12 protein-coding genes, 1 tRNA gene and 4 pseudogenes are annotated in these 18,140 nt (G+C 63.5%); 13 read left to right on the top strand and 4 right to left on the bottom strand.

Features of this window, described 5'->3' with window-relative positions:
* Positions 1-67 precede the first annotated feature (67 nt).
* Both ONR75_RS21020 and ONR75_RS21015 read left to right on the top strand, forming a co-directional pair.
* Complete coding sequence (locus tag ONR75_RS21020) at positions 68-1,210, top strand: hypothetical protein (RefSeq protein ID WP_265078959.1); 1,143 nt, start codon at positions 68-70, stop codon at positions 1,208-1,210.
* Entirely contained in the window at positions 1,159-2,634 is a 1,476-nt protein-coding gene (locus tag ONR75_RS21015) for a hypothetical protein (RefSeq protein WP_265078958.1), read from the top strand. Before ONR75_RS21020 ends, ONR75_RS21015 begins: the two co-directional genes overlap by 52 nt.
* A 109-nt stretch (positions 2,635-2,743) precedes the next feature.
* On the opposite strand, the gene ONR75_RS21010 is transcribed toward ONR75_RS21015, so the two are convergent.
* Positions 2,744-2,817, bottom strand: a tRNA-Gln gene (locus ONR75_RS21010).
* A 586-nt stretch (positions 2,818-3,403) separates the two neighbouring features.
* On the opposite strand from ONR75_RS21010, the gene ONR75_RS21005 reads away from it, so the two are divergent.
* Both ONR75_RS21005 and ONR75_RS21000 read left to right on the top strand, forming a co-directional pair.
* Positions 3,404-4,288, top strand: a complete 885-nt coding sequence (locus ONR75_RS21005) for a CheR family methyltransferase (protein ID WP_265078957.1) — start codon at positions 3,404-3,406, stop codon at positions 4,286-4,288.
* A 9-nt stretch (positions 4,289-4,297) separates the two neighbouring features.
* Positions 4,298-4,624: a PilZ domain-containing protein gene (locus ONR75_RS21000; RefSeq protein WP_265078956.1), complete on the top strand. Its 327-nt coding sequence runs from the start codon at positions 4,298-4,300 to the stop codon at positions 4,622-4,624.
* A 27-nt stretch (positions 4,625-4,651) separates the two neighbouring features.
* On the opposite strand, the gene ONR75_RS20995 is transcribed toward ONR75_RS21000, so the two are convergent.
* Positions 4,652-5,080 (bottom strand): response regulator, encoded by a 429-nt coding sequence (locus ONR75_RS20995; RefSeq protein WP_265078955.1) that lies wholly within the window; start codon positions 5,078-5,080, stop codon positions 4,652-4,654.
* 190 nt (positions 5,081-5,270) lie between these two features.
* On the opposite strand from ONR75_RS20995, the gene ONR75_RS20990 reads away from it, so the two are divergent.
* Together ONR75_RS20990 and ONR75_RS20985 are read left to right on the top strand one after the other, a co-directional pair.
* Positions 5,271-6,020, top strand: coding sequence for a Crp/Fnr family transcriptional regulator (locus ONR75_RS20990; protein WP_265078954.1), 750 nt, complete (start codon positions 5,271-5,273; stop codon positions 6,018-6,020).
* Between the two features lie 92 nt (positions 6,021-6,112).
* Positions 6,113-6,844 carry a spermidine synthase gene (locus ONR75_RS20985; protein ID WP_265078953.1) on the top strand — a complete coding sequence of 244 codons (732 nt, stop codon included), beginning with the start codon at positions 6,113-6,115 and terminating at the stop codon, positions 6,842-6,844.
* Between the two features lie 3 nt (positions 6,845-6,847).
* Here the strand turns inward: ONR75_RS20985 and ONR75_RS20980 are convergent.
* Both ONR75_RS20980 and ONR75_RS20975 read right to left on the bottom strand, forming a co-directional pair.
* A pseudogene (locus ONR75_RS20980) lies at positions 6,848-9,998 on the bottom strand (multidrug efflux RND transporter permease subunit).
* Position 9,999: 1 nt separating this feature from the next.
* Positions 10,000-11,141, bottom strand: a pseudogene (locus ONR75_RS20975) (efflux RND transporter periplasmic adaptor subunit).
* Positions 11,142-11,572: 431 nt separating this feature from the next.
* On the opposite strand from ONR75_RS20975, the gene ONR75_RS20970 reads away from it, so the two are divergent.
* From ONR75_RS20970 to ONR75_RS20940, 7 genes and pseudogenes are all read left to right on the top strand, one after another.
* A complete protein-coding gene (locus ONR75_RS20970) occupies positions 11,573-11,815 on the top strand; it encodes a hypothetical protein (RefSeq protein WP_265078952.1) in 243 nt (80 codons plus the stop codon).
* 241 nt (positions 11,816-12,056) lie between these two features.
* Positions 12,057-14,570, top strand: coding sequence for a TonB-dependent receptor (locus ONR75_RS20965; protein WP_265078951.1), 2,514 nt, complete (start codon positions 12,057-12,059; stop codon positions 14,568-14,570).
* Between the two features lie 4 nt (positions 14,571-14,574).
* Positions 14,575-15,262 (top strand): annotated as a pseudogene (locus tag ONR75_RS20960) (Fe2+-dependent dioxygenase).
* Positions 15,259-16,206, top strand: coding sequence for a tonB-system energizer ExbB (exbB, locus tag ONR75_RS20955; protein ID WP_265078950.1), 948 nt, complete (start codon positions 15,259-15,261; stop codon positions 16,204-16,206). Before ONR75_RS20960 ends, exbB begins: the two are co-directional and overlap by 4 nt.
* A 3-nt stretch (positions 16,207-16,209) precedes the next feature.
* Complete coding sequence (gene exbD, locus ONR75_RS20950; RefSeq protein ID WP_265078949.1) at positions 16,210-16,680, top strand: TonB system transport protein ExbD; 471 nt, start codon at positions 16,210-16,212, stop codon at positions 16,678-16,680.
* A gap of 14 nt (positions 16,681-16,694) precedes the next feature.
* Positions 16,695-17,487: pseudogene (locus ONR75_RS20945) on the top strand (TonB family protein).
* A gap of 226 nt (positions 17,488-17,713) precedes the next feature.
* Positions 17,714-18,082, top strand: coding sequence for a DUF2946 family protein (locus tag ONR75_RS20940; protein ID WP_265078948.1), 369 nt, complete (start codon positions 17,714-17,716; stop codon positions 18,080-18,082).
* The last annotated feature ends 58 nt before the right edge of the window (positions 18,083-18,140 follow it).

The following is an 18,140-nucleotide window of genomic DNA, read 5'->3' as shown; positions in this document are numbered from 1 at the left end:
AGGCGACAGCTTTTGATAGTATTCAGATTGCGCGCGATCAGAGGTTGGTGTCGAGCGAGGCAAGCCCATGCCGGAAACCAGGCAAGACGACTTCGATTTCTCCAGCCTGTCGCTGAAGGATCTCATCGAGGCCCGCGACCTCTATCACTTCCATCTCATGAGCAAGGTCAACGTCGTCGGCACAGCGGTGGGCCTGTATCTGATCCGGCGCGAGGAGGACTGGCCGAAGCCGCCACCGCCCGGGGAAGAAGGCAAGCCGTACCGCAAGCTGACCTATCCGCGGACGTTCGATAATTCCGAGGTGCGCGACTATTCGTGGCCATGCATCATCGTGCTGGTACGCGACTGGATCGATGAATCGGACTTCGGCAAGGGTCCGCACCGTCCGTGGCAGATCGTGCCGAAGAGTCTGTATCTGCCGGACGGCCGGGTCGTGCCGGTGTGCACGGTGCTGGCGCCACCGATGCCGCAGGACGCCGGTCCGCCGCGCGAGCCTGTCGCCTGGCCCCAGGCCACATTCGGTGGCGGATTGCCACTCTACGTCGAGGTACAGCATGAACGGCACATGGCGACCATCGGCTGCCTGATGTCCGACGGGCATACGTCCTACGCGCTGACGGCCCGCCACGCCTGCGGCGAACCGGACACCGAGATATCCGCGATGCTGCGCGGTGGCCTGTCGCGGATCGGCGTCAGCAGCAACAGGCAGATCGCGCGCAAGCTGTTCGCGGATGTGTATCCGGCGCTGCCGATGCGGCAGACCTGGCTTGGGCTGGACGTCGGTCTCGTCCGCATCGACGACGTCGGCCAGTGGACGCCGAACGTCTATGGTCTGCCGCCGATCAAGCCGTTGTTCGACATCTACGAACAGAACCTGTCGCTGCGCAAAATGGTGGACAAGCCGGTCATTGCCATGGGCGCGGCGTCGGGCCTGCTGCGGGGCAAGATCAAGGCGATGTTCTATCGCTACCGCTCGGTCGGCGGCTTCGACTATGTGTCGGATTTCCTGATCGCGCCGGCCAAGGGCGCGCGCGGCAGCCATCACGGCGATTCCGGCGCGCTCTGGCATTTGCAGATGCCCGGGCCGGACGGACGCGAAGACACAAGGCCGCTTCCGGAACGCGATCTCCGTCCGCTGGCGATCGAGTGGGGGCGCAGGTGTTTGCCGAGAGCGACCAGCGCTCGACCTATTCGGTGGCTACCAGCCTGAGCAACATCTGCAAGCTGCTGGATGTCGAACTCGTGGTCGAGGGCAGCGACGGCGTATCGGGCACCTGGGGCGCGGTGGGCCATTATTCGATCGGGACGCTGGCGATCGGCCTGGTGAAAAACCGGACGCTCAAGGCCTTCCTCGCGGACAATGCGGACAACCTCAGCCTGCCGCTGGACCGGTTGAACCAGCCGCCCAAGAACAAGGATCTGATCGACTCCGGATTCGTGGCGCTGGCGGATGTGCCTGACATCGTGTGGAAGCAATACCCGTCGCCGCACCTCAACCGCAAAGGCGAGGACATCGGCGTCGTGGGTGGCCGCGACACGCAATCCGGCGGCATGCGTTCGACCGGGCCGGAGCATCCGAACCACCATTGCGATGCCGACATGCCGTTTGCGGGCTCGGCGACATTGCCCGAGGCATGTATTGCAAATCCTTCGCTGCTGACCGCGGCGACCTGGAACGCCTACTTCGATACGTTCCCCGAAAAAGTCGACGTGTTGCACCGGGGCATTTTGCCGTTCCGGGTCTGGCAATATTTCGAGCGATTGAAGGATTTTGCGGCGACGGATCCCGGCAAGTTCATCGCCGCGGCCGGAACGCTGGCGCATTACGTCGGCGATTCCTGCCAACCGCTGCATGGCTCGACGCTCAGTGACGGTGTCGAAACGGAAGAGCCCGATATTCCGCGCGACAGCCCCGGCCGCAAGGACAAGACGGGCACGAAGCTACCGGCATTCCGCGGCGAAGGCATTCATTCCGCCTATGAAACGCAGATGATCGACATGGCGGCGAAGACCGGGGCGCTGTTCACGGAGATCCGCAAGAATCTCGGCACCAATCATAGCATGGCGCTGGTACCGGATGGCCGCGGCGCCGCCGTCGCCACGCTCACCACCATGCGCGACGTCGCAAAGATCCTGCCGCCGCGACATCTCATCGACGTCTACGAAGCGAGTTTTGCGCCCGGCTCGCTGCCGCACTCAAAAGCCCTGTGGGCCAGCGTCGGCAGCGAAACCGGGCAGGTGATGGCGCTCGGCGTGCGAACCCTGGCCATGATCTGGGACGCCGCATGGGCCGCCGGCGGCGGCGACACCAATCACGGTCGTATCGACCCCGCCGTCCTCCGCGGCCACTACGAGGATCCCAGTTTCGTGCGTTCGGTGGCGGTCGATGACATCGAGCAGGAAATCGCAAATCCGACGTCTGTCCGCCGCGTGGCCGCTGGCCGGCGCGTTGGCGCAAATGCAGCCGGCGCGAAGCAGCGCCAGCCCGCAAAGCGAGCCGTGCCCAAGAAGGCATCCAAGAAGGCGGCGAAAAAGTCTGCGAAAAAGTCTGCGAAAAAGGCCCCCGCCGCCGGCAGGAAGACAGCCAAGAAAGCCGCGAAGAAAGCGCCGAAGAAGAAGGCGGCGAAACGCTAAAGTCGGGGTGTGGTCGACCTCGGAGCAGGTCCAGATGCGGCGCCGTCCGTGCGGCCACTCGGGCGGTCATCGACGACGGAAAAGCTGCGACCGGATCGAAAATGCAAGTTGGCTGGGGAACTAGGATTCGAACCTAGACAAACAGAGTCAGAGTCTGTTGTGCTACCGTTACACCATTCCCCAAATGATTCAAGGACTTAGCGGGGTCCTGCCAGAATCATCGGAACCGGAAGCGCATCGCCCCGGTGCGGGCGGGTTCTAGCCCGACCGGAGCACCTCGTGCAAGCGCATCCTCGACCTGACCCACAATATCTCTATCCGGACCGGGGGCCGTGCCGAGCGCCTGCGCCGGTGCCCGGGCTGAAGATCCTGGCCGGTATGAGCGCATGTCGGCGTGCTTAGTCGGCACCGAGTGCCATGCCTCCGTTCTCAGGCGGCTCCGCGGACGTGCAGAGCTGCCGTTCCGGGGCGCATCGGTCCGTCGCAGGTTTTGTTGCTGCCGGACGCCCTCGTCGGAGACCAAACGTGCACTTCGAAGCGAGCATCTCCTTCGCCTGCTGAGCCTCGCATGATCGTCAGATCCAGGCCATGCGCGAGGCAGGATGACGACGGCTGAGCAGGGAGGCCTGAGCCTGTTCGTAGACTCTTAGTCAATTGATGCAACGGTGGCGTGAGCCCTACGCAACGTGCGCGTAGAAGAATACCGGGGCCGTCCCGGCGGTCGAATCCACGGCAACGTGTTGTGCAGTTTGCGTCCTAGAAAGAGACCATGACCCCTCTCGACTACGAGTATCTCCAGAAGATACTGAAGGACCGCTCCGGCCTGATGTTGTCGGCCGACAAGATGTATCTGCTCGAAAGCCGGCTGATGCCGCTTGCGCGCAAGGCCGGCGTTGCCGGCATCAGCGAGCTCGTGCAGAAAATGAAGGCCGGCTCGGAAAAGGTGATCGGCGACGTGGTCGAAGCCATGACCACCAACGAGACGTTCTTCTTCCGCGACAAGACGCCGTTCGATCATTTCAAGGACACGGTCATTCCCGAACTGGTCAAGGCGCGCGCCGGCAAGCGCAGCCTGCGCATCTGGTGCGCGGCCGCCTCGTCGGGGCAGGAGCCATATTCGCTGGCAATCATCCTCAAGGACCTCGCCGCGACGATCCTTTCGGGCTGGCGCATCGAGATCATTGCCACCGACCTGTCGCCGGAAGTTCTCGAGAAATCCAGATCGGGTCTCTACACACAGTTCGAAGTTCAGCGCGGCCTTCCGATTCAATCGCTGGTGAAGCATTTCACCCAGGTCGGAACGATGTGGCAGCTCAATGCCGATGTCCGCGCGATGGTGCAGTTTCGTCAGTTCAACCTGCTGCAGGACTACGCGCATCTCGGAAAGTTCGACGTGATCTTCTGCAGGAACGTGCTGATCTATTTCGATCAGCCGACCAAGAGCGGCATTTTCGCACGGCTGGCCAAGGCCAGCGAGCCGGACGGCTATCTGTTCCTCGGCGCCGCCGAGACCGTGATCGGTCTCACCGACAGCTACAAGGTTTGTCCGAACCGTCGCGGTGTCTACCTGCCCGTCGTCCGCGGGGCGCCATCGATCGCGCCGGGCACAGCCGTCGGCGACAGGAAGCCCTTGTCCGGCCGGATCGGCGCATAGGAGAGCGCCATGGCTGCGGAAAACACCGGGCCGGAACGCGTCACGTTCGGACGAGGTTACAGCGTCTGGATCATGGCGATCGACGGCACCTGGCGACGCAACTGCCTGCTCAAGGCGGTATCCGCCAGCGATGCCGATCTGACGCTGGAAGGATCGATCGAAGGTCTCAACCTGAAGGAATTCTTCCTGCTGCTGTCTTCCACCGGACTGGCCTATCGACGATGCGAACTCGTCAAGGTGAATGGCGCAGACATCGAGATCCGCTTTCTGAAGACGAAGGGCGGAAAAGGCAAGAAGGCGGCGGCCAGATCCGAAAGCAGCACCGTCGACGCGTAGCGCGCAGCGTCGGGGCGCCGTCGTTTGTCAGTTGGTCGACCCGCTGTCACCCACGAGTTCGCCATGCGACTCGACGGTATCTGCGAGGCAATCCTTGATGACCGCCAGCAGGGCGGCTGGCGTGAAGGGTTTGCGCAGGCAACGCGTGGCGCCAAGTTCGATGGCCATGCGCAGAAAATCCGGAGCGGGCGAGCTGTGGTGCGAAAACGCATAGCCTGAGATGGCGATCAGCGGTATTTTGGGGGCCCGCTGATGAAACAGCCGGATCGATTCAAAGCCGTGCATGTGCGGCATGAAGATATCGACGATCATCAGATCGAACGTGGAGCTGTCCAGCGCGTTCAGCCCGCTGATTCCGCCATCGGCAACGATGGTCGTGAAGCCGTCGCGCTCGAGCGCAACCTTGATGGACAGCGAAACCAGCGGGTCGTCGTCGACAATCAAGATGCGTGTCATGCTGGCGCCCCCGCGCGGGTTGTAGACGGTGCCTGATCCTGAACACTCAATTACCGACTGCGTCGCTGCGAATCAATTCTGTTACTAACAATGGAGTCATTGCTGCGGGAATGTCTGCACCGAAACGTGCATATGATAGTTCGACAAGGTTTTTTGCGAGCGGGTTTCAGTTGAGATATCATCGCGTTGTATGCAGCGCGCGACGGTCTGGTGGTCGAGCGCGTCCTGCGGCAGGGAGCCCGCTGTCATGCCGACACCGTCGAACTATCTGTTGGCGTCGTTGCCTGCGGCGGTCCTTGGGGTGCTGGCGCAACATCTGCATACCGTGACTCTTGCTCAGGATACCGTCCTGGCCGAAGCTGGCGATCTGATGACCCATGTGTACTTCCCGCATGGGGGAGTCATCTCGCTGGTGGTGAGCCTCGCCGGCGGTGAGACGATCGAGGTCGCCAAGATCGGGCGCAATGGCGTGCTGGGCGCCGCCGCCGCGTTCGAGGGCCGCCAGGCGCTGTCGCGTGCCATCGTGCAATTGCCGGGCATGGCCTCGGTGATCGACTTCGAGCAGTTCCGCCGGATCGCGGAGCAGAGCGCGGAACTCCGAAACGCTGTTGTGCGGCATGGGCAGTTCGTATTTGCGCAGGCCCAGCAATCCGCGGCTTGCAATGCGGCGCACGGCGTCGAGGCGCGGCTGGCGCGCTACCTTTTGCAGATGCGCGATTTGTCGGGCAGCGACAATCTGCTGCTGACGCAGGAGGTGTCGGCGCAGATGATCGGGGCCCGGCGAAACAGCGTGTCGCTGGTGTCCAACACGCTGCAGCATGCCGCGATCATTCGCTACAGCCGGGGCAACGTGGAGATCCTCGATCTCGACGGACTGCGGAAGGCAGCGTGCGAATGCTATGCGACGGTCAGGGCGCACGAGCAAAGGCTGCTGTACTGAGCCGTTCACCGGGTGGCCCTGCCGACGCTGAAACGACCGGGCGGGTCATTTCGCTGTTGTGGTGATGCCCGCCGCATGGTCATGCTCGCGGCATGAGCATCAATTTCGAAGAACTGGACTTTCGCCCGACGCCGATCGGCGTCCTCACTTTGCGGCGTCGCCGGCAACCCGGCACCGAGATCGACGTCTACGAGATCAAGCTCGGCGACGAGTTCCTGATGTCGAGCGCGTTCACCGCTGCGGAGATCGCGCTCGCCGATCTCGGGCTGGCGGCGCTGCCGGGCGGCGCGTGGGACGTTGTCGTGGGTGGGCTCGGGCTTGGCTATACCGCGCAGGCCGCTTTGACCAACCCGCAGGTGCGATCGCTGATCGTGGTCGATGCGCTGCCGGAGGTGATCGAATGGCACCAGGCTGGCCTGCTGCCGGTGGGCCGGCAATTAACGGCGGATCCACGCTGTCGGCTGGTGCATGGCGACTTCTTCGGCATGGCGGCGTCGCCGGCGTCCGGCTTCGATCCGCAGGCTCCGGGGCGTCGTTTCGACGCCATCCTGCTGGACGTCGACCATTCCCCCGACAACCTGCTGCACCCCAGCCATGCCTCGCTCTACGACGCCGCCGGACTGCGGCGGCTCGCCGAACACCTCAAGCCGGGCGGCGTGTTCGCGCTGTGGTCGAACGACCCGCCGGAAGCTCATTTCCAGGCGGCGCTGGCAGCGGCGTTTCCCGTCGCGCAGGCCCATGTGGTGGCGTTCGAGAATCTGCGCGGCGATGACGAGGTCAGCAACACGGTCTATGTCGGTGTGAAGGCCGAGGCGGCGCCGTAGCGTCTACTCTGCCGCCTGCTTGGCGGGCTCGGCCCCCGCGACGTCAATGTCGTCGTCGTCCAGGTTGCGCGCGCGGCCCCAGCTTGAAATCGCGTTGGAGAACCGGTCGAGATAGAGATAGATCACCGGCGTGGTGAACAGGGTCAGCGCCTGGCTGACGATCAGGCCGCCGACCATGGCGTAGCCGAGCGGCTGGCGGATCTCCGAGCCGGTGCCGGTGCCGAGCATCAGCGGCACGCCGCCGAGCAGGGCCGCCATCGTCGTCATCATGATCGGCCGGAACCGCATCAGGGCGGCCTTGCGGATCGCCTGCTCCGGCGGCAGATGCTCGTCGCGCTCGACCGCAATGGCGAAGTCGACCAGCATGATGCCGTTCTTCTTGACGATGCCGATCAGCAACACGATGCCAATCAGCGCGATCAGGCTGAAGTCGAACCCGAACAGCATCAGGATCGCCAGCGCGCCGACGCCAGCCGAGGGCAGGGTGGAGAGAATGGTCAGCGGGTGGATGTAGCTCTCATAGAGAATGCCGAGGATCAGGTAGACCACCACGAGCGCGGCCAGGATCAGCAGCGGCACGGTGGCCAGCGACTGCTGGAACGCCTGCGCGGTGCCCTGGAAGGTGCCGTTCAGCGTCGACGGCGCCCCGATCTCGCCCATGGCCTTCTGCACGGCATCGGTGGCCTGGCCGAGCGCCACGCCTTGCGCGAGGTTGAAGCTGATGGTCGTGGCCGGGAACTGGCCCTGGTGGCTGATCGACAGCGGCCGGACCGGCACCGTGGTCCATTTGGCGAAGGCCGATAGCGGGACCATGTCGCTGGTGGTCGGCGACTTGATGTAGATCCTGTCCAGCGTGTCCAGCTTGCCCTGCATCTCGGGCAGGATCTCCAGGATCACATGATAGCTGTTCAGCTGGGTGAAGTACTGCGCCACCTGCCGCTGGCCGAACGAGGTCGTACAGCGTGTCGTCGATGAGCTGCGGCTGGATGCCGAACCGCGAGGCTGCGTCGCGGTCGACGGTGAGGGTCAGGGTGGTGCCGTTGGTCTGCTGGTCGGTGGCGACGTCGCGCAATTCCGGCAGCTTCTTCATCCGGTCGAGAATCTTCGGCGCCCATTCGTTGAGCTCCGTAAGATTGGCGTCCTGCAGGGTGTATTCGAACTGCGTGCGACTGGCGCGACCGCCGAGCCGGATGTCCTGCGCCGCCTGCATGAACAGCCGGGCACCCTGGACCTTTTCAAGCTGCGGACGCAGCCGGGCGATGATCTGCATGGCGTTGACGTCACGCTCGTCGCGCGGCTTCAGCGTGATGAACATGCGGCCGGTGTTCAGTGCGCCGCCGTTGCCCCCGATCGCCATCGCGACGCTGGCGACGGCCGGATCGGCCTGCACGATCTTGCCGAGCGCTTCCTGATGCAGCTTCATGTCGGCGAAGGAGATGTCCTGCGCGGCTTCCGACGTCGCAGTGATCAGGCCGGTGTCCTGCTGCGGGAAGAAGCCCTTGGGGATGATCATGAACAGGTAGACCGACAGGATCATGGTGGCGAAGAACACGCACAAAGTGGTCAGCCGCCAGCGCATCACCACGTCGAGGCCGCGCGCATAGGCGTTGAGCAGCGCGTCGAAACCGCGCTCGCTGAGCATGTACAGCCGGCCGTGGTGGGCGTGCTTTTCCTCGCGCAGGAACCGCGATGCCATCATCGGCGTCAGGGTCAGCGACACCACCAGCGAGACGAAGATGGTCATGGTCAGGGTCACAGCGAATTCGCGGAACAGCCGGCCGATGATGCCGCCCATCAGCAGCAGCGGGATCAGAACGGCCACCAGCGAGATACTGATGGAGACGATGGTGAAGCCGATCTCGCCGGCGCCCTTGAGCGCCGCGGCCATCGGCTTTTCGCCTTCCTCGATATAGCGGGTGATGTTTTCCAGCATGACGATGGCGTCGTCGACGACGAAGCCGACGGAGATCGTCAGCGCCATCAGCGACAGGTTGTCCAGCGTGTAGCCGAACGTCCACATCAGCGCGCAGGCGCCGAGCAGGGCCAGTGGCACGGTGATGCTGGGGATGATGGTGGCCCAGACGTTGCGCAGGAAAACGAAGATGACCATCACCACCAGCGCGATGGTCAGCAATAGCGTGAACTGCACGTCCTCGACGGCCGCGCGAATGGTCTGGGTGCGATCGCTGAGCACGTCGATCTTGACGGAGGGCGGGATCGCGGCCACCAGCCGCGGCAGCTGCGCCTTGATCTTGTCGACGGTGTCGATGACGTTGGCGCCGGGCTGCTTGAAGATCACCAGGAACACGCCGCGCTTGCCGTTGGCCCAGGCGGCCTGCTTGGCGTCTTCGGGACCGGTGACCGCCCGGCCGATGTCGCGGATCCGCAGCGGACCGCCATTGCGATAGGCGATGATGACGTCGTTCCAGTCCTTGGACGCAGTCAACTGGTCGTTGGCGTAGATGGTGTAGCTGCGGGTGTCGCCGTCGATATTGCCTTTCGGGCTGTCCACGGTGGTGATGGCGATCTGGCTGCGGACGTCTTCCATCGACAGGCCCTTGGCCACCAGCTTGGCCGGATCGATCTGGATGCGGATCGCCGGCTTCTGCTGGCCGCCGATCGAGACCTGGGCGACGCCGGAGATCTGGCTGATCTGCTGCGCCAGCTGCGCATCGACGCTGTCGCTGACCTCGGTGATCGGCAGCGTGTCGGAGGTGGCCGACAACAGCATGATCGGCGAGTCTGCCGGATTGACCTTGCGGTAGGTCGGCGGGCTCGGTAGGTTCTTCGGTAACGTGCCGCCGGCGGCGTTGATGGCGGCCTGCACGTCGTTCGACGCGCCGTCAATCGCGCGGTTAAGGTCGAACTGGATCGTGACCGCCGTGGTGCCGAGCGAACTCGTCGAGGTCATCTGCGCGACGCCCGGAATCTGCGCCAGTTGGCGCTCCAGCGGCTGCGCGACCGACGACGCCATCGTCTCCGGGCTGGCGCCGGGCAGGCTGGCGGCCACCTGGATGGTGGGAAAGTCGACCTGCGGCAGCGGCGCCACCGGCAGCAGCGGATAGGCGACAAGGCCGACAAACAGGATGCCCGCCATCAGCAGCGACGTCGCGATGGGATAGCGGATGAACGGGGACGAGATGCTGCCTTTCATCTTATCGGGCCTTGGCCGGCGTCGCGGGTTCCGTGCTTGCGACGGCGGTCGCCACCAGAGTGCCTGGCTGGACCTTGTATTGGCCGGCCACGATCACCTGCTGTCCGGGGAAAGCCCGTCCTCGATCACGGTACGTCCATCGACCGAGCGACCGACCTTGATCTTGCGCATTTCCGCCTTGTTGTCGGGGCCGACCGCAAAGGCATACAGACCGTCGGCGCCGTGCTGGACGGCATCATCGGGAACCACGATGGCGTCCTTGAGCGTGGTGACCAGGAGCCGGGTGGAGACCGACAGCCCCGGCCACAATTTGTGGTCCTTGTTGTCGAAGGTCGCCTTGAGCCGGATCGTGTCGCTGGTGGTATCGACCTGGTTGTTGATGACCGCCAGCGTGCCTTCCGACAGCGTCCTTTTGCCATCGGTGGTCAAGGCGATCACCTTCAGCGGGTTCGCGGCCAGCGACTGGCTGATGTCGGGCAGCTGCGCCTCCGGTGCCGTGAAGATCACGGCGATGGGTTCGACCTGGGCGATGGTGACGATGCCGGTCTGGGTCGCGGCATTGACGATGTTGCCCTGGTCCACCTGGCGGAACCCGACCACCCCGGAGATCGGCGCCTTGATGGTGGTATAGTCGAGCTGGGTCTGCGCATTGGAGATGGCGGCATCGTCGGCTGCGATCTGCGCGGTCAGCTGCTGCACCGTCGAACGCTGGGTGTCCGTCTGCTGCTTGGTGGCGAACTCGCCGAGCTTGGTGAAGCGCTGCAGGTCGAGATTGGCATTGGCGATATTCGCCTCGTCCTGCGCCTTCTTGGCCTTGGCCTGGTCGAGCGAGGCCTGGAACGGACGCGGGTCGATCTGCGCCAGCAGATCGCCTTGCTGGACCATCTGGCCCTCCTTGAAGGCGATCTTGTCGATCTGACCGTCAACCCGGGTCCGGACCACCACAGTATTGAATCCCTGCACCGTGCCGAGGCCGTTCAGAAACACTGGGAAATCAATTTTCTCGACGGAGGCGATTTTTACCGGCACCGCCGGCGCAGATGCGCGACCGTTGGCGGCGCTGGCCTGTTGTGTGTGGCCCGCGGCAGCGTAGTAGCGCCACGCAGCGTAACCGCCCGCCAGCACCAGCGCTGCGACGATCATTGGCATCCAGCGGGTCCGTTTGGCTTGGGGCATAATGATCCGATGGGTTCGTACGGTTAATCGTTGCGGCGGCAGGCCGGCGTGTCGACGCCTGGCGCGGGCCGTATGGCTGCCAAAGCAGTTAAGAGAGCCGCAGAAGACTGTAAACACACTAATGATTGAAACTGCCCTTCATTGCCAAATCTTCATGTTTTGCAGGGGATGCAGACTGCCGTGCGAAACGGCAGGGGCGCTCACGGCGCATGCAGCATGCCCGCATGCTGCGCAGCGCCAGCGCGGATTGATGGGCCACAGCGGAGAGAAAAATCGCGATGCGATGGACAGGGCGCGTCTGCAAACCGAAAGCAAACTCCGCGCGAGTTGTAACCTGTCACCATCTCGGTCATAGCACCGTTCGATACTATCAAGTCTCGTGAGCGACGGAGCAGAAAATGGATGAACTCAACGGACGAATGATCGCCTGCCAGATTCTTCTCACCGGTCTGATCGCGCGGGTCGCGAACGAATCATCGGACCCTTTGCGTTTCCTGTCCGACTATCGCGACGAGATCAAAGCCGTGGTGCGGGGTATCAACATCGCCGGCATGGAGCACACCGACCGCGTGCGTCAGACCGCACTGCAGACTGTCGACGAGATGTTCTCGCTGATGAAGCCGCCGAGCGTCGATGAGTGACGGTGTTACTTCATTTTCTTTCCGAACTTAGAACCATTCAAACGTCCGATGCGTCTCTGATTAGAAGCGTTTTAAACTGTTAGTTTAGAACGATTTTGATCTGGATCTATTCAAACGTATTCAAGCTCCATTTGCGCCCAAACGGATTGACCCAAAAATTAGCGGTCGATACTCAACCCATGGGACAATTCAGCGCAGTCTGCTGCGTCACGAATTGAGTGCATCTGACAGGGGCGAGTTCATGAACCAGGCGAAGACACCGCGAACGTTGCGTTCGCACGCATACGGCGACAAATCCGAAAACCACTCAGGTCGCAAGGTGACGGCTGTTGCCGGTCTGATGGCCGTCGCTTCGTTCAGCGGTGCCGAAGCCCAGCAGTCCAACCTTCCGCCGGTGACGATCGATGCCCCGGTCGCTCGCCCGCGCCCCGCGACTTCGAGGCCGACGCCGGATCAGCTTCGCGCCCGCACAGCCCTGCGCCGCGCGGCGCGCCGCACACAGCCGGCGCAGGCCGCGCCGGTGCCGTTTCCCAACGCGGGAAGCCTTGGCGCACCGGATCGCAATCCCTATGCGGATGCTGCTGCGCCGTACAAGGTGGATCATCTGCAGGCCTCGGGCAAGTTCCCGGAACCGCTGCTGAATACGCCGAAAACCGTAACGGTCCTCAGCAAGGAACTGCTCCAGGACAAGAATGCTACCACGCTGAAGCAGGCTATTCTCAGCACGGCCGGCGTGACCCTCGGCACGGGTGAGGGCGGCAATGCGTTCGGCGATCGCTTCTTCATTCGCGGCTTCGATGCGCGCAACGACGTGTTCGTCGACGGTGTCCGTGACGCGGGCGTGAGCGTTCGTGAGAACTTCTTCACCGAGCAGGTTGAGATCCTGCGCGGGCCGGGATCGTCGTTTGCCGGACGCGGGACCTCGGGCGGGGCGATCAACATCGTCACCAAGCAGGCCACGACTGAAAAAAGCTTCTACAAGATGGATACGGCATTCGGGACCGACAGCACCAAGCGGGTCACCATCGACGTCAATCAGGTGCTGAGCCCGGCACTCGCCGTCCGCGTCGGCGGACTGTTTCAGGATGCCAATGTCGCCGGGCGCGATTCCGTTACGGACAATCGCAACGGCGCCTTCGCTGCGCTGACCTTCAAGCCGGTCGACGCCATCAAGGTCACCGCCAACTACATTCACACGGATCTGCACGGCATTCCGGATTTCGGCGTGCCGTATTATCGGCCCAGCACGGCCTCCACCGCGGGCGGGCCGTTCCCCGAATTCGGCGCCAACCGCAACAATTTCTATGGCTTCGTCAATCGCGATTTCTTCAAGGCCGGTCAGGACATCGGTACGATCAATGGCGAGGTTCAGATCACGCCGGACCTGGCGGTAAGCAACAAGTTCAGGCTGCAGCGGTCGTTCCAGAACTACGTCGGTACGCTCCCGGAAAGCCCCGTGATCAACGCCACCAGCCTCGCGGCGTCGACGCTGTCCGCCAATCCGCAGAGCCGCTATCAGGTCACCGATGCCCTGGCCAACCAGACCGAGGCAACCTACAAGTTCGATCTCGGGGGATGGAAGAACACCGCGCTCGGCGGCGTCGAGATCTCGCGCGAGCGATCGAGCATCGACAAATATGCGGGCCTCAGCTCGGAGGCCCTCGGCGGCTTCACCGGCTCGGGCAGCCTGAGCGGTGTGAGCGTGTTCAATCCGCAGTTCACCAACCTGCCGTTCAGCACCACGCCGACGCTGACGGGGCTGCCGACCAAGATCGCCATCGACACCAACAGCGGCTACATCATGGACACCGCCAACTACAATGACCTCGTCATTTTGAATGGCGGCATCCGGTACGACGACTACAACCTCCAAACCACCGGATATGGCACCGTCAATGGCACGGCCAACGTCTTTGGAAAGCAAAATGCCGAGTTCGGTCTGACGAACTACAATGGCGGCATCGTGGTCAAGCCGGCGCCGTGGTCGAGCGTCTATGTGTCTTATGCCACCTCGTCCAATCCCGTCGGCGCGGAGTTCGACGGCACCAGCACCGCCTATGGCGGCGTGACGCCGGTGCTCAACGGCAATTCCAACCAGATTTTTGGACCCGAGCGCAACAAGGCCGCCGAAGTGGGCACCAAGCTGGAGCTGTTCGACCGGCGCCTGCTGGTCACCGCGGCGCTGTTCCAGACCACCAAGGAAAATGCGCGTGAGTCGGTGAACACGACCGTTCCGGGCATTGCCGGCACTGTGCCTCTGATATCGGCGGGCGCCGCCTATCGAATCCAGGGATTCGATTTCAGCGTCGGCGGCAAGGTGACCGACAGGCTGAGCCTGTTCGGCGGTGTCGTGCTGATGCAATCGAAGGTGACGAAGTCGAATATTCCGCCTGCGAACGCGATCCTGTACACCACCAATGTCGGCCTGCAGCTGGCCAACATTGCGCACCAGTCTTTCAGCATGCTCGCCAAGTACAAGTTCACGGATGTCTGGGAGCTCGGCGGCCAGGCGGTCTATCGCTCGAAGATCTATGGCGGCACGTTCCTTGCCGCCAACCAGGGCACCTCGCTGCCGGACTACTGGAGGTTCGATGCTTTCGTGGAAGCCAAGATCGACAAGAACTGGACCGCGAAACTATTCGTGAACAACATCTTCAACAAGCTCTACTACGATGCCATGTACCAGAGCGCCGCGCCGTTCGTGCTTGAAGCGCCGGGCCGCACCGCGTCCCTGGTGATCAGCGGCAGGTTCTGACGGGATGCTGGTCTGCATCCCCGACGTTCTCAGCAAGGAGGAGGTGGCGGAGTTCCGCCGCCTCATGGACGCGGCCGAGTGGGAAGACGGTCGCTCTACCGCCGGGGCGCAGTCTGCGCTGGTGAAGCGCAACGAACAGCTGCCGCCCGACAGCGAGCTGGCGCGAAAGCTCGGCAACCGTATCGTGTCGGCGCTGACTGCCAATCCGCGGTTCATTTCCGCGGCGATCCCGCTGCAGATCTTTCCGCCCCTGTTCAACCGCTACGTGGCGTCCGACGGTCATCACTTCGGCGTGCATGTCGACAATGCCGTGCGCGGCGATCATCTGACCGGATTGCGTATCCGCACCGACCTGTCGGTGACGCTGTTTCTGGCCGAGCCGGAGGACTATGACGGCGGCGAACTGGTCGTCGAGGACAATTACGGGTCTAACGAGGTCAAGCTGCCGGCGGGGCATCTGGTTCTTTATCCTGCGTCCAGTTTGCATCTGGTGACGCCGGTGACCCGCGGCGCGCGGGTTGCTTCTTTTCTGGCTGCAGAGCATGGTACGGGATGCCCATGCGCGCAGCATGATCTTCGATCTTGACGGCGCGATTCAGAATCTTTGCGAACGCCTCGGCCGGGATGACCCTGAAACGGTCAAATTGACCGGCATCTATCACAATCTCATTCGCTACTGGGCCGAAGTATGATCGCATCATCGTTTGGAAAAACTCTCAAGTGGGCCGCCGTGCTTGCCGTCGTGGCGCTGGCGTCTCCCTTGCTCGCGCAACAGAAGGCAGCACCGGCCGCACCGGTGACGTCGCAACCGGCGGTCGCGCAGGCGCCCCCGGTGCAGCCGCAGGCACCCGCGGCCGAGACACGGCCGGCAGTGCCGCTGGCCCCCTCGGCCGAAGCGGCGCCCGACGCTTCCGGCAAGCCGGCCAAGGCCGTTGTCGCGAATGCGATTCACGAACTGTCGCCGTGGTCGATGTTCAGGAACGCCGACATCATCGTCCAGGCGATCATGGTCAGCCTGGCCTTTGCGTCGCTGGTGACCTGGACCGTCGGTATCGCCAAGATGCTGGAATTGTCGGTGGCCCAGCGCAAGCTACGCGGCGCACTGAAGCGCATCTCGGAGAAGCGCTCGCTGGCCGAAGCCCAGCTCGCGCTCGGCGGCAAGGAGAACGTGCTGTCATCGCTGCTGGCGGCAGCGATGCATGAGGGACGGATGTCCGCCGGCATTTCCAGCGACAGCGGCATCAAGGAGCGTGCAGCTTCCAGCTTCAGCGAGATCGTTCGCGCCGAGGCGCGGCGCGTGCGCTTCGGCATGGGCGCGCTGGCAACCATCGGCGCGACGTCGCCGTTCGTCGGCCTGTTCGGCACCGTGTGGGGCATCATGAACAGCTTTATCGGCATTTCGAAATCGCAGACCACCAATCTCGCGGTGGTGGCGCCCGGCATTGCCGAGGCGCTGCTGGCCACCGCCATCGGCCTGGTTGCGGCGATTCCCGCGGTGATCATCTACAATCACTTCGCGCGGGTGACGAAGGGCTACATGGAGCTGGTGAGCCGCGCCTCGGGCGCCGCCGGTCGTCTGCTGTCGCGCGACCTCGACCGCACCCATGGCGGCTCGCACGCCCGCGCGGCGGAGTAGCACATGGGCATGTCAATTTCCGAAGGTGCTGACGACGACGACGATTTCGCGGAATCCCACGAAATCAACGTCACGCCCTTCATCGACGTCATCCTTGTGCTGCTGATCATTTTCATGGTCGCGGCACCGCTGTCCACCGTCGACCTGCCGATCGACCTGCCATCGTCCACGGCCACGCCGACCAAGAAGCCGGACAAGCCGACCTATGTCAGCATCAAGTCCGATCTGGCGGTGGCGATCGGCGAGAACATGGTCAAGCGCGTCGATCTGGTGCGCACGCTCGACTCCATGGCCGAGGTCGGCAAGGATCGCATGGTGTTCCTGCGCGCCGATCGGGCCGTGCCCTATGGCGACATGATGGACGTGCTGGAGCTTCTCAACAGCGGTGGCTACAAGATCAAGCTGGTGACGCTGGAAGGCGTGCCGGCGGCCGCAGCACCTTCGCAACCGGCGCCTGACGTGCCGAAGCCCTGAGCCAGGGAACGATGATGTCCGACCTTGATGCCAAACGGCCCTCGCGGCGGCTGTGGATGATCGCCGCACTTTGCGCGGTGCTGCTGCATGGCGGCGGCATTGCCGCGGCGGTGCTGCAGATGGACGCCGAGGACTCAGACGACGCCATGGGCGCGCCGGCCATCGAGGTCGGCATCGAGATGGCGGCGCCACGGCTCGAGGCCACCGACCTGCCGCCGGGGCCGGACACCGAGGCGTCCACCGCGTCGCCGGCCATCGCCGAGCAGAAGGCGGTGGAGAAGGAAACCGAACTGCCGCAGGCCAAGGTGATCGAGAGCGAGGAGCCGGATCGCGTGGTCACGGAAAACGAGATCCAAGAAGCCGACCGAGGAGGAGCCGGACAAGGCCACGGTCAAGCAATCCGCCTCCACGGAGTCGGTGGCCGCCGAAGCGACCGCGATGCCGAGCTTCGAGGCGGTCAAGGAAGCCCCGCAGGCGGTGGCTCCGGCGCAGGGTTCGGGCGAGGCCGCCCGGCGCGCGCGCACCACCTGGCAGAAGGAGCTGGTGTCGCATCTCGACAAGCACAAGCGCTATCCGGCCGAGCGCCAGCAGAAGACCGCGGAGATCACCGTCAATTTCGAGATCGACCGGGTCGGCCATGTGCTGAAGGTGAGCATTGTCAAAGGCTCCGGTGACGCCGCCTTCGACGAGGCCGCGCTGGCCATGGTCCGCCGCTCCGACCCGGTGCCGCAACCGCCGCCGCTGGTCGCCGACGAGGGCCTGAGCTTTACTTTGCCGGTGATTTTTCGCGTCAAGGGCAAGGGGTAGGGCGCGCTCGCGTTCCGTACGCTGCAGCGCCAGGTGCCGCTCTGCAGATCCGGGGCTCGATACTCTACTCTCCTATGCATTGCTCGGCTTCCGCAGCTGTCAGTTCGGCTTCGGGGTTCGACCAATATGTCCGCCTCGGTAAGGGGAAGACGCGCCCGTCTCCGAGACCTGGCCTCGACTCGTCAAATCCTGCATGGTACGGGGGACCTTGGGTGGCTCGGTATTCATGCGACAGCGGCTGAAGACATATCTTTTTATCGGTTTGGTGGCGGTGTGGGCGCAGATCGTCGCTCCCCTCGTGCCATACTTCGCTGTCGCTGCGGCCGGCCCGATTTCCTCCATGGAAATCTGCTCGGGAATGACCGGGACCGATGGTCTGGACCACCAGTCCGATCAGAAGCGCGGCTCGCCAGCCTGTATTCTGCATTGCGCCCTCGCGCATGCCGGTGTTGCGCTGCTCGGCAATCTCGAACCGACGCCATCAGTTCTGGTCCGTTCTATCGCGCGAACTGTCTGGACCGAACCCCCGTCGCTTGACGGCGTCGATCGTCGCCACAGCCCCGCGCAGGCGCGCGCACCACCGCTTCTCTCCTGACTGAACCACATTCGTTTTTGCAGCGGTCTCCGCAGCAAACTCTGTGTCTAAGCAAGCC

Origin of the sequence: Rhodopseudomonas sp. P2A-2r (genome assembly GCF_026015985.1) — a bacterium.
GTDB lineage: Bacteria > Pseudomonadota > Alphaproteobacteria > Rhizobiales > Xanthobacteraceae > Tardiphaga.
This window is presented reverse-complemented; position numbering and strand designations above follow the sequence as displayed.